The sequence below is a fragment of the Desulfuromonadales bacterium genome, assembly GCA_035620395.1.
Classification (GTDB): Bacteria; Desulfobacterota; Desulfuromonadia; order Desulfuromonadales; family DASPGW01; genus DASPGW01.
Window position 1 is genome coordinate 1 of record DASPGW010000076.1, and the last position, 11600, is coordinate 11600.

Below are 11600 nucleotides of genomic sequence, written 5' to 3' on the forward strand. Positions count from 1 at the left end.
TGCGCTATAAACCGGCCGAGATCCGGCTGGTGCATGGAGAGAAGGATGCCCGCGCCGCGCTGGCGGCAAAACTGGGGAATCTTCTTTCTTGCCGGATATGGGCATAATCGGTAGAATCAAGCCTCGATTTATTGTTTATTAGAAAAACCTACATGTTTTCGAGTACCGCCAATCCTACTGCAGGGGGTTTCATGTCGCAGAAGATCGCCTTGATCACCGGCATCACCGGCCAGGACGGCGCCTATCTGGCCGAGTTCCTGCTGAAAAAAGGCTACATCGTGCACGGCGTCAAGCGCCGCGCCTCGCTCTTCAACACCGACCGCATCGACCACCTCTACCAGGACCCGCACGTCGAGCACCGCAACTTCATCCTCCACTACGGCGACCTGACCGACTCGACCAACCTGATCCGCATCATCCAGCAGGTGCAGCCGGACGAGATCTACAACCTCGCCGCCATGTCGCACGTCGCCGTCTCCTTCGAGACGCCGGAGTACACCGCCAACGCCGACGGCCTCGGCACCCTGCGCATCCTGGAGGCGATCCGCATCCTCGGCCTGGAGAAGAAGACCCGCTTCTACCAGGCCTCGACCAGCGAACTCTACGGACTGGTCCAGGAGATCCCGCAGAAGGAGACGACCCCCTTCTATCCCCGCTCCCCCTACGCGGTGGCCAAGCTCTACGGCTACTGGATCACCGTCAATTACCGGGAGGCCTACGGCATCTACGCCTGCAACGGCATCCTCTTCAATCACGAGTCGCCGATCCGCGGCGAGACCTTCGTCACCCGCAAGATTACCCGCGCCGTCGCCCGCATCGCCCTCGGCCTGCAGGACTGTCTCTACCTCGGCAACATGAACGCCCTGCGCGACTGGGGCCATGCCCGCGACTTCGTCGAGATGCAGTGGCTGATGCTGCAGCAGGAGCAGCCCGAGGACTTCGTCATCGCCACCGGCGTACAGTACAGCGTCCGCGACTTCGTCAACGCCGCCGCCGGCGAGCTCGGCATCAAACTGCGCTGGGAAGGGCAGGGGGTCGAGGAAAAAGGCATTGTCGAAGCGATCGATTCATCGCGCACCGCCCAGGACTCAGCACTGAAACCCGGCCAGATCGTTGTCCGTGTCGATCCTCGCTACTACCGGCCGACAGAGGTTGAGACGCTGCTGGGAGACCCGACCAAGGCCAGGGAGAAGCTTGGCTGGACGCCGAAAATTTCCTTTGCGGAGTTGGTTGCCGAGATGGTGCGATCGGATCTGGAAGAGGCGAAACGTGATGAACTGTGCCGGAGGCACGGGTTTAACACCTTCAATTATCACGAATAGAACCAAGGGGCGCAAAACTTGAATGGCCGTGTTCACTTGTCTAAAAAGGATACCCAGGATAAAGGCCAAGCCTCAAGAATTTTTCCTAAACTTCCTGGATATCGCTGTCAACTGAAGATTTTGAAATGAATAGAGAAGCCAAAATTTTTGTGGCTGGCCACAAGGGTCTGGTCGGTTCAGCGATCGTGAAACGCCTGCAGCAGGGTGGTTACACCAATCTGGTGACGCGCACCCGCGCCGAACTCGACCTGACCGACCAGCAGGCGGTGGCGGAGTTCTTTGCGCACGAAAAGCCGCACTACGTTTTTCTCGCCGCGGCCAAGGTCGGCGGCATCGTGGCCAACAACACCTACCGGGCCGATTTCATCTACGAGAATCTGGCCATCCAGAACAACGTCATCCACCAGAGCCATGTGCACGGGGTGAAGAAGCTGCTCTTCCTCGGCAGTTCCTGCATCTACCCCCGCGACTGTCCGCAGCCGATGAAGGAGGAGTACCTCCTGACCGGCCCGCTGGAATATACCAACGAGCCCTACGCCATCGCCAAGATCGCCGGCATCAGGCTCTGCGAGAGCTACAACCTCCAGTACGGTACCAACTTCCTTTCCGTCATGCCCACCAACCTGTACGGGCCGGGCGACAATTTCGACCTGGAGATGTCCCATGTGCTGCCGGCCCTGCTGCGCAAGATGCACCTGGCCCGGCTGCTGGCTGCGGGCGATATGGCCGCCGTGCTGGCCGATCTGGAAGTGGAGACGGAAGCCGAAGCCCGGACGATTCTGGAGCGTTTCGGGGTGTCTGCGGCGAGCGTCCAGGTCTGGGGCAGCGGCAAACCTCGCCGGGAATTTCTCTGGAGCGAGGACATGGCGGACGCCTGTGTTTTTCTGATGCAGGAGCGCGATTTTACCGACACTTATCTCCCCGGCCGCCGGGAGATCCGCAACACCCACATCAACATCGGCACCGGCGCGGACGTCAGCATCGCCGAACTGGCCGAGCTGGTGCGGCAAACCGTCGGCTTCGGCGGCCGGCTGGAGTTCGATGCCAGCAAGCCGGACGGCACCCTGCGCAAACTGATCGACGTCTCCAAGCTGCACGCCCTCGGCTGGCGGCACCGGGTGGAGCTGGCGGAGGGGATCAGACGGGCCTACGAGTGGTATTTGGAGAGCGGCCGGGTAAGGCGCTAAAATCAAAAACGTTCTCTCGCCCGCTCCTTGCAGTCGCTAGAGCCGCAGAGGACGCAGAGAAATCAAAGCAAAAAGATAGGGGGTTAAATCTCTGTGCCCTCTGCGTCTTGAGTGAGCGCAGCGAACGGGCGCGAGAAGAATTGATGTCAGGAGAACTGAAATGATCGTCCCCGTGATCCTCTCCGGCGGCGCCGGCACCCGGCTCTGGCCCCTCTCCCGCGAGCTCTACCCCAAACAGCTCCTCCCCCTGGTGGGGGCGCAGACCATGCTGCAGGAGACGGTCACCCGCCTGCGCGGACTGGCGGGCCTCGGGGCGCCGCTGGTGGTGTGCAACGAGAGCCACCGCTTTCTGGTCGCCGAGCAGCTGCGCGCCATCGGGGTGAACCCAGCGGCCATCGTCCTCGAACCCGTCGGTCGCAACACCGCCCCGGCCGTGGCGGTGGCCGCCCTGCTGGCCGGCGCCGGCGGCGAAGACCCGATCCTGCTGGTCCTGCCGGCGGATCATGTGATTACCGACAGCGCCGCCCTGCGTGCCGCCGTCCAGGCCGGCGTCGCCCTGGCCGAGGAGGGACGCCTGCTGACCTTCGGCATCGTCCCCGACAAGCCGGAGACGGGGAATGGGTATATTCGAGCGGGCGAGCCGCTCGGGCCTGCAAAGGCGTACACCGTGGCCGAATTCAAGGAAAAACCGGATCTGCAGACCGCTGAAGGATACCTGGCCAGTGGCAACTATTACTGGAACAGCGGCATGTTCCTGTTCCGGGCCTCGACTTTTCTGGCTGAACTGGAGCGCTTCGCCCCGCAGATGCTGACGGCCTGCCGCAAGGCGGTGGCGGGGGCGGCACGGGATCTCGACTTCACCCGGCTGGACGGCGAAGCCTTCGCCGCCTGCCCGGGCAATTCCATCGACTACGCCGTGATGGAAAAGACCGCGGCGGCGGCGGTCATCCCTCTCGCTGCCGGCTGGAGCGACGTCGGCTCCTGGTCGGCCCTCTGGGAGGTTGGCGCCCGGGATGCCGACGGCAACGTCGTCAAAGGGGATGTCCTGACGAAGGATGTACGCAACTGCTACCTGCATGCTTCCACGCGCATGGTGGCGGCGGTGGGCGTCGAGGACCACGTGATCGTCGAGACCGGCGACGCCGTCCTGGTGGCGTCCAGGGACCGCGTCCAGGACGTCAAGGCGATCGTCGAGCAGCTGAAGCTGCGCAAGCGCGACGAGGCCCTGCTGCATCGCCGGGTCAACCGACCCTGGGGCGCCTACGAATGCATCGACGCCGCCGAACGCTTCCAGGTCAAGCACATCACCGTCAATCCCGGCGCCACCCTCTCGCTGCAGATGCATCATCATCGTGCCGAGCACTGGATCGTGGTCCGCGGCACCGCCCGGGTCACCTGCGACGACAAGGTGCTGACCCTCAGCGAAAACCAGTCGACCTACATCCCCCTCGGGGTCACCCACCGCCTCGAAAACCCCGGGAAGATCCCGCTGGAACTGATCGAGGTGCAGTCGGGGAGTTATCTGGGGGAGGATGATATCGTGCGGTTTGAGGACAATTACGGCAGGAGTTGATTTCACTATGAACCTGACCTGTTTTAAGGCTTACGACATCCGCGGCCGCCTGCCCGACGAGCTGAACGAAGACATCGCCTGGCGCATCGGCCGGGCCTACGCCGAATTCATCAAGCCTCAACGGGTGGTGGTCGGCCGGGACGTGCGCCTGTCGAGCGAAGACCTCTGCCGGGCGCTGGCCGCGGGGCTGACCGACGGCGGCGTCGATGTTTACGATATCGGCCTGTGCGGGACGGAGGAGATTTATTTCGCCACCTTTGCCGAGGAGATGGATGGCGGCATCATGGTCACGGCCAGCCATAACCCCATGGATTACAACGGCATGAAGCTGGTGCGGGAGGGCTCGAAGCCGATCAGCGGCGACAGCGGCCTGCAGGCCATCCAGGCGCTGGCGGCCGGCAACGTCTTTGCTGCGGCGGCGCGAAGGGGGGCGGTTGCCCCACTCGACACCCGTGGCAAATATATCGAGCACCTGCTCGGCTATGTCGACCGCAGCGCCCTGAAACCCCTGAAGGTGGTAGTCAATGCGGGCAACGGCTGCGCCGGCCCGGTCCTCGACGCACTGGAGCCGCACCTCCCCTTCGAATTCATCCGGGCCCACCACGACCCCGACGGCACCTTCCCCAACGGCATCCCCAATCCGCTTTTGCCCGAGAACCGCGACGCCACTGCCGAAGCCGTTCGCAGGCATGGCGCCGACGCCGGCATCGCCTGGGACGGCGACTTCGATCGCTGTTTTCTGTTCGACGAGGCCGGCGGCTTCATCGAGGGCTATTATATCGTCGGTCTGCTGGCCGCAGCGCTGTTGCAGAAGCATCCCGGCGCCCGGATCATTCACGACCCCCGTCTCACCTGGAACACGGTGGATATCGTTACCCGCTCCGGCGGGCTGCCGGTCCTGAGCAAGACCGGGCACGCCTTCATCAAGGAGCGGATGCGCCTCGAAGATGCGGTGTATGGCGGCGAGATGAGCGCCCACCACTATTTTCGCGAGTTCGCCTACTGCGACAGCGGCATGATTCCCTGGCTCATGGTGCTTGAATTGATGAGCAAGGCGGGTCAGCCCTTGTCGGCCCTGGTCGGCGAGCGGATGCGGCTGTTTCCGGCCAGCGGCGAAATCAACCGGCGCCTTGCGGATCCCCCGGCAGTGCTGGCCGGGATTGAAAGATGCTATGCCTCAGCCGCTCTCCACATTGATCGAACCGATGGCCTTTCCATGGATTTCACCGACTGGCGCTTCAATGTCCGCTGTTCCAATACCGAGCCGGTGGTGCGGCTGAATGTCGAAGCACGGGGCGATGCGAGCCTGATGCGGGAGAAGACGGCGGAGATTCTGCGGCTGATGGAAGGGCAGGGGGGAGCGGAAGATTCATGTCATTGATTTAACCTCCGGCGCACGACGATCTCGAGTTCATCATCCCCACTGCCCGGGAATGGGAAAAGCGGTTGCATAGTGGAGATATTCATAGTTAAATCCGTCCCAGGATTCAATGTTCGCTTGCAGTGGAGAAGATCGAATGTACAAAGTGCAATTGCTGGGGGTTGTAGCGATTTTCTTCCTTGCTCTCGTTCCCGAGCCTTCGCTGGCGGCGATCCGCCCTTACGCATTGACCTTGTCCCCTTTCGCCGGGGGCTACGTTTTCGAGGGAAACCAGCGGCTCAGGGACCGGCCGGTTTACGGTCTGGCCGTCGGCTACAATTTCGGTGAACGCTGGGGCGTCGAAGGTGTGGCCAGCTACGTTGATGGCGAAGTTTCTGAAGGCCCGGAGGAGAATGTCGACATTTACAGCGTCACTCTCGACGTCCTCTACCATTTCCGTCCGACCCGGCATTTCGTCCCCTATGCGGCCGTCGGCCTGGGGGGGCTCAGCGTGCATCCGGGGGGCGCCAGCGACCAGGACGGGCTGTTCAATTACGGCCTCGGCTTCAAATACTTTCTGACGGACAGCTTTGGCCTGCGGGCCGACGTTCGCCATGTTCTCGATGTCAATATCAAGGATGCGGACCGAAAACACGACGTTTTCAACAACCTGTCGGCCACCGCCGGACTGACTTTCCAGTTTGGCGGCTATCGGGAAGCGCCGATCGTCAGGGATTCGGATGGCGACGGCGTACCCGATCAGTTCGATCGCTGCCCCGACACTCAACTGGGTGTGCCGGTGGATGGCTTTGGCTGCCCCCTCGACAGTGACCGGGACGGCGTCTATGATTTTCTGGATAACTGTCCGGCCACTCCTGCCGGTGTGATGGTGGATCAGCATGGCTGCCCCGGCGATTTCGACGGCGACGGGATTTACGACCATCTCGATCGCTGTCCCGACACCCCGGCCGGTGTTCCGGTCAACCCTGACGGCTGTCCGAAAGACAGCGACGGAGACGGGGTGCCCGATTTCGCCGACCGCTGTCCGGAAACGCCCCGGGGGACGGTGGTCGACGCGGCCGGCTGCCCGCCGCCGACTCCGGCAGCCGCACCTGCCGTGCAGTCGCTGACCTTGCATCTCCAGTTTGCCTACGGTGATGCGGCTGTCCGCCCCGAGTTTGCCGAAGATCTGCAGACCGCGGCCGATTTCATCAAGGCCCACCCGGGCAGCCGAATCCTCATCGAGGGGCATACCGACAGCATCGGTTCGGTCGAGTCGAATCTTGCCCTCTCCAAGGCTCGGGCCGCAGAGGTGCGCCGCACCCTGGTCGAGAAATACAACCTCGATGCCGGACGGATCGAAACGGAAGGCTTCGGCGAAGCGCGACCGGTGGCAGACAACGCGACACCCGACGGACGTCTGCACAACCGTCGGGTGGTCATTACGGTCCTGCCGGGGCGCTGAGGAACCCTGATCGCTTATGGCCCTGAACAGCAGACCCTCATTTTTCCGGGATATTTTCTGGCGGCGCCTGTCGCACAACCGCATGGCCCTGGCGGGAGGCGCCATTGTCCTGTGCATGTTCGCCCTGGCCCTGCTGGCCCCGCTGGTCGCCCGCGATCCGGGTGCCATCGATATTGCCCGGCGCCTGCAGTCGCCGAGCTGGGCCTTCCCTCTGGGCACCGACGATCTCGGCCGGGACGTGCTCGCCCGCATCTTTTACGGGGCGCGCATCTCCCTGCTGGTCGGCTTCGTCGCCGTCGGCATCTCCACCCTCATCGGCATCCTCCTCGGTGCCCTCGCCGGCTACTACGGCCGCTGGATCGATGCGCTGATCATGCGCTTTGTCGATATCATGCTCTGTTTCCCCTCCTTCTTCCTCATCCTGGCGGTGATCGCCTTTCTCGAGCCCTCCATCTGGAACATCATGATCATTATCGGTCTGACCAGCTGGATGGGGGTGGCCAGGCTGGTGCGGGCCGAGTTCCTGTCGCTGCGCGAGCGTGATTTCGTCCTCGCTGCCCGAGCTCTCGGCGCCCGCGACAGCCGGATCATCTTCCGCCACGTCCTGCCCAATGCGCTGTCGCCGGTGCTGGTTTCGGCAACCCTCGGCGTGGCCGGCGCCATCCTGACCGAGAGCGCCCTCTCCTTCCTCGGCATCGGTGTGCAGCCGCCGACTCCCTCGTGGGGAAATATGCTGATCACCGGCAAGCAGACCCTGGGGACGGCCTGGTGGCTTTCCGCGTTTCCCGGTCTGGCCATCCTGATCACGGTGCTCGGCTACAACCTGCTGGGGGAGGGGATTCGGGACGCGCTCGATCCGCGGCTCAAAGAATAATTGACATGGATTCCTTCTCTCCTTCACAGCTGATCCTCGCTCGCAGCCGCGCTTTTGCCGTCGGCGATTTCGGTTTCATCTACGACTCTTACCATCCGGACTCCAACTTCTGCCGGCAGTTTGCCGACCGGCAGACCTATCTCGACTACGCCCGCTCCGTTCTGGCGGCCGACTTCGTCATCCAGGATTGCCGCATCCTTCGCCAGAGGGTCGAAGGGGATCAGGCCAGCGTCATCTTTTACCTCGATGTCCGCTTCCGGGGGGAGCGGATAGAGACCTTCGAACTGGCCCTGCTGCTGTCGACCGGCGAGGGGTGGCGCTACCATTCGGGACAAAAACTCGGCCGGGACGAGTATCGGGGCGAGATCGAGGCCGTCGGCTGGGATGATTTCGAGAAGGTGAAAGAGAAAGTGTTCTTTTAGCGATGCAGCTCATCGACGATCCGTTGCTGGACGCGTTGACGGCCAGGGCACGCCAGAGCCCGAGGGGGCGGATGAACCACAATCTGCATGCCAGCTACGATGAGCCGTGCCAGCGTCTGCTCAACGCGATGGAGCCGGTTTCCTACGTCCGGCCGCACCGGCACCTGACGCCTCCCAAGCCGGAGTGCTTTCTCGCGGTTCGCGGCCGGCTGGCGGCATTCATCTTCGCCGATGACGGAACCATCGAGCGGGTCATCCCGTTTGCCGCCGGCGGTGCCACGCTCGGTGTGGACATCCCGGCCGGCGTCTGGCACGCCGTCGTCTCGCTGGAGAGCGGCTCGGTCTTCTTCGAGACCAAGCCTGGCCCTTACGTTCCGCCATCCGACAAGGACTTTGCCTCCTGGGCACCGGCAGAGGGGAGCGTCGGGGCAGCGGACTATCTGGCGGCGCTGCTGCGCGCCGTCGAAACCTTGTCAGCCGATTGAAGACGCTCTTCTGTTCTTACCGATCACGATTCACTGTTCACCCATCACGGATTTCATGCCCGAACTGCCCGAAGTCGAAACAACCCGCCGCGGGATCGCGCCGCATCTGGTCGGCCGGACGATCGAACGGCTCGTCTGTCGCGTGCCGCAACTGCGCTGGCCGCTTCCGGCAGAAACGGTCCCGCTGGCCGGTCAGCGGGTGCTTGGGGTGGAGCGGCGCGCCAAGTATCTGCTGCTGCGTTGCAGCGGCGGCACGCTGATCCTGCATCTCGGCATGAGCGGCCATCTGCATCTGGTTGCCGCCGGAACCCCGCCGCAGGCGCACGATCATGTCGATCTTGTCTTCACCGACGGCAATGCCCTGCGTTTCAACGACGCCCGGCGTTTTGGCGCCCTGCTCTGGACTCCCGACGACCCGCACCGGCATCCCTTGCTGGTGGAGCTCGGTCCCGAACCGTTTGCCGCCGAAATGGACGGTGCCTATCTCTACCGGCGTTCGCGGGGACGGAGGGGGACGGTCAAGCCGTTCATCATGGACCAGCAGGTGGTGGTCGGGGTGGGGAACATCTATGCCAGCGAGGCCCTCTTTCGTGCCGGCATCGACCCGCGCCGGCCGGCCGGAAGCATTGGTCTTGCCCGCTATGAACGTCTGGCCGCCGCAATCTGCGAGGTGCTGACCGAAGCGATCGCCGCCGGCGGCACCACCATCCGGGATTTTACCGACGCCGGCGGCAGGCCGGGCTACTTCCGGCTGCAGCTCAAGGTCTACGGCCGGGAAGGGGAGGCGTGTCCAATCTGCGGCCGGCCGATCGCCTGCTCCAGGCTCGCCGGAAGGTCGACGTATTTCTGTCGAAAATGCCAGAAATAAGGCACGAGGCACGAGCTCCCAACCCTTTAACCTCGTGCCTTAAGTCTCGTGCCTCACCCCTCAAACCCGGAGTTCCCGATGGATAATTTCCGCTTCACCATCCCCTACACCGTCCGCGTTGCCGACGTCAATTACGGCGGTCATGTCTCCAACGCTGCCGTCCTCAATTTTTTCCAGGACGCCCGCATCGCCTATCTCGGCCATCTCGGTCCTTTCACCGAGCTTGACCTCGGCGGCTGCGGCCTCATCCTGCCTGAAGCCCATGTGCGTTACCTGGGCGAAATGTTTCTCGGCGATGAACTGGGCATCGGCGCGCGGGTGACCGAGGTGCGCAACTCCGCCTTCGTCATGGCCTACCGGATCGAACGGCAGGGGATGGCGACCGCCGAAGGAACGACCCACCTGGTCGCCTTCGACTACCAGGCCCGCAAACCGCGCCGCCTGCCGCCTGCCTTCCGCGAAGCGGTGATCCGCTTCGAGGGACTCGGGGACTGAGGCCGGGAGGGAAGTCCATGCAAATCTGGGTCGACGCCGATGCGTGCCCGAAGGTCATCAAGGAAATCCTCTTTCGCGCTGCCGAGAGGAAGCATATCCCCCTGACGCTCGTCGCCAACAAGCCGCTATGGATTCCGTCCTCACGCTTCATCCGGACCATCCGGGTCTCCTCCGGGTTCGATGTGGCGGACAACCGCATCGTTCAGCAGATGGAAGCCGGCGACCTGGTGATCACCGCCGACATCCCGCTGGCTGCCGACGTCATCGCCAGGGGCGGGTATGTCCTGGATCCCCGGGGGGAATTTCTGACCGCCGACAATGTCCGGGAGCGCCTGACCCTGCGCAACTTCATGGACGAGCTGCGCAGCGGCGGCGTGGAAACCGGCGGCCCCGCCGCGTTCAGCCAGAGCGACCGGCAGGCTTTTGCCAACCAGCTGGATCGATTCCTGGCCAAACACGCCAACCGTTGATCCCCGCTGCCTGTTGAGCCCGGGACGTTTTCGGGATTCCGGGCGAAATCAGGCTTGATGGCGATCTTTTTCTCATCTAAGATAAAGAATCATGCAGACGTCTCCCTCTACCGATGAATCCGCCAGCCCGCAGCGAACCGCCCGAGCGGCAACTGACGACCCACGTCGGGAACAGCGGCTGATCAACGAAATCATGGAACTTCTGGTGACTCATCATGGCGGGGGGATGAGTGAGCAGGAACTTGACGACGGGATCGACCGCCTGCAAGCGGCGTTCGAGCTGGCCCGTGCTTCGCACGCAGGGCAGTTCCGCAAGTCGGGAGAGGCCTATTTCTACCATCCTCTGCGGGTAGCGCATCTGGCCGCCCGCTACTGGATGGATTTTTCGTCGGTCATCGCCGCCATCCTGCACGATGTGGTGGAAGACACGCCGGTGACCCTGGACCAAATCCGGGAGGAGTTCGGCACGGAAACCGCCCTGCTGGTCGACGGCCTGACCAAGGCCGCCGACGACAAGCTCAGCCGGGACGACCTCAAGGCAGAAACCTACCGCAAGCAGCTGCTGCTGGCGGTCAACGATGTGCGCGTCCTCTGCCTGAAGTTCTGCGATCGCATGGACAACCTGGAGACGATCAGCGCTCTCAACCCGCAAAAGCAGTCATTGATTGCCGAGGAGACGCGCACCGTCTATGTTCCGCTGGCCCGAAGTCTCGGCATGGGCCAGGTCGCATCGGAACTCGAGGCGCTGTCCATCAAGATCCTCTATCCCCGCCGCGCCAGCCGCTACCGCCATGCGGTACAGGCCTTGAAGCAGCAGGTCGATCCCGCTCTGCGGAAGATTCGTGATGAAGTTCACAAGACGTTTGAGCACCAGAAACTTTCCGCCCGGCTGCTGGATCGCTGGCGCCCCTTTTCGATTGCCGCCGCCCAGTCGATGCGCCGCGGGTTCGCCACCCTCTATACACTGGAGATTCAGGTCGACAGGACCATGGACGCCTATCTCGCCCTCGGACTTCTGCACAGCATTTATCCCCCCATTCCGGGCAAGCTGCGCGACCATCTCAATGTACCGTCACAGT

At 63.1% G+C, this 11600-nt stretch carries 12 protein-coding genes; all 12 read left to right on the plus strand.

Translation table 11 applies throughout. The features are described from left to right. The first annotated feature begins 191 nt into the window (after positions 1-191). Positions 192-1322, plus strand: coding sequence for a GDP-mannose 4,6-dehydratase (gmd, locus tag VD811_04485; protein ID HXV20237.1), 1131 nt, complete (start codon positions 192-194; stop codon positions 1320-1322). Between the two features lie 125 nt (positions 1323-1447). Next, on the plus strand, positions 1448-2509 hold the full coding sequence (locus VD811_04490) for a GDP-L-fucose synthase (protein HXV20238.1): 1062 nt from the start codon (positions 1448-1450) through the stop codon (positions 2507-2509). 160 nt (positions 2510-2669) lie between these two features. Next, positions 2670-4082 (plus strand): mannose-1-phosphate guanylyltransferase/mannose-6-phosphate isomerase, encoded by a 1413-nt coding sequence (locus VD811_04495; GenBank protein HXV20239.1) that lies wholly within the window; start codon positions 2670-2672, stop codon positions 4080-4082. 7 nt (positions 4083-4089) lie between these two features. Then, positions 4090-5463, plus strand: coding sequence for a phosphomannomutase (locus VD811_04500; GenBank protein ID HXV20240.1), 1374 nt, complete (start codon positions 4090-4092; stop codon positions 5461-5463). Positions 5464-5599: 136 nt separating this feature from the next. Then, on the plus strand, positions 5600-6907 hold the full coding sequence (locus VD811_04505; GenBank protein HXV20241.1) for an OmpA family protein: 1308 nt from the start codon (positions 5600-5602) through the stop codon (positions 6905-6907). 16 nt (positions 6908-6923) lie between these two features. Next, a complete protein-coding gene (locus VD811_04510; protein ID HXV20242.1) occupies positions 6924-7781 on the plus strand; it encodes an ABC transporter permease in 858 nt (285 codons plus the stop codon). A 5-nt stretch (positions 7782-7786) separates the two neighbouring features. Continuing rightward, positions 7787-8203, plus strand: coding sequence for a YchJ family metal-binding protein (locus tag VD811_04515; GenBank protein ID HXV20243.1), 417 nt, complete (start codon positions 7787-7789; stop codon positions 8201-8203). A 2-nt stretch (positions 8204-8205) separates the two neighbouring features. Beyond that, positions 8206-8688: a WbuC family cupin fold metalloprotein gene (locus VD811_04520; protein ID HXV20244.1), complete on the plus strand. Its 483-nt coding sequence runs from the start codon at positions 8206-8208 to the stop codon at positions 8686-8688. 55 nt (positions 8689-8743) lie between these two features. After that, positions 8744-9556, plus strand: a complete 813-nt coding sequence (gene mutM / locus VD811_04525; protein HXV20245.1) for a bifunctional DNA-formamidopyrimidine glycosylase/DNA-(apurinic or apyrimidinic site) lyase — start codon at positions 8744-8746, stop codon at positions 9554-9556. 78 nt (positions 9557-9634) lie between these two features. Continuing rightward, positions 9635-10051, plus strand: coding sequence for a thioesterase family protein (locus VD811_04530; GenBank protein HXV20246.1), 417 nt, complete (start codon positions 9635-9637; stop codon positions 10049-10051). A gap of 17 nt (positions 10052-10068) precedes the next feature. Further along, positions 10069-10521: a YaiI/YqxD family protein gene (locus tag VD811_04535; GenBank protein HXV20247.1), complete on the plus strand. Its 453-nt coding sequence runs from the start codon at positions 10069-10071 to the stop codon at positions 10519-10521. Between the two features lie 91 nt (positions 10522-10612). Continuing rightward, the coding region (locus VD811_04540; protein HXV20248.1) for an HD domain-containing protein at positions 10613-11600 on the plus strand (988 nt) is incomplete at its 3' end.

Bases quoted from the DNA above. Each gene is read 5' to 3' on its own strand.
- VD811_04495 (HXV20239.1), top strand. From the start codon at position 2,670: ATGATCGTCCCCGTGATCCTCTCCGGCGGCGCCGGCACCCGGCTCTGG.
- gmd (HXV20237.1), top strand. From the start codon at position 192: ATGTCGCAGAAGATCGCCTTGATCACCGGCATCACCGGCCAGGACGGC.
- mutM (HXV20245.1), top strand. From the start codon at position 8,744: ATGCCCGAACTGCCCGAAGTCGAAACAACCCGCCGCGGGATCGCGCCG.
- VD811_04515 (HXV20243.1), top strand. From the start codon at position 7,787: ATGGATTCCTTCTCTCCTTCACAGCTGATCCTCGCTCGCAGCCGCGCT.
- VD811_04530 (HXV20246.1), top strand. From the start codon at position 9,635: ATGGATAATTTCCGCTTCACCATCCCCTACACCGTCCGCGTTGCCGAC.
- VD811_04490 (HXV20238.1), top strand. From the start codon at position 1,448: ATGAATAGAGAAGCCAAAATTTTTGTGGCTGGCCACAAGGGTCTGGTC.
- VD811_04505 (HXV20241.1), top strand. From the start codon at position 5,600: ATGTACAAAGTGCAATTGCTGGGGGTTGTAGCGATTTTCTTCCTTGCT.
- VD811_04535 (HXV20247.1), top strand. From the start codon at position 10,069: ATGCAAATCTGGGTCGACGCCGATGCGTGCCCGAAGGTCATCAAGGAA.
- VD811_04510 (HXV20242.1), top strand. From the start codon at position 6,924: ATGGCCCTGAACAGCAGACCCTCATTTTTCCGGGATATTTTCTGGCGG.
- VD811_04500 (HXV20240.1), top strand. From the start codon at position 4,090: ATGAACCTGACCTGTTTTAAGGCTTACGACATCCGCGGCCGCCTGCCC.
- VD811_04520 (HXV20244.1), top strand. From the start codon at position 8,206: ATGCAGCTCATCGACGATCCGTTGCTGGACGCGTTGACGGCCAGGGCA.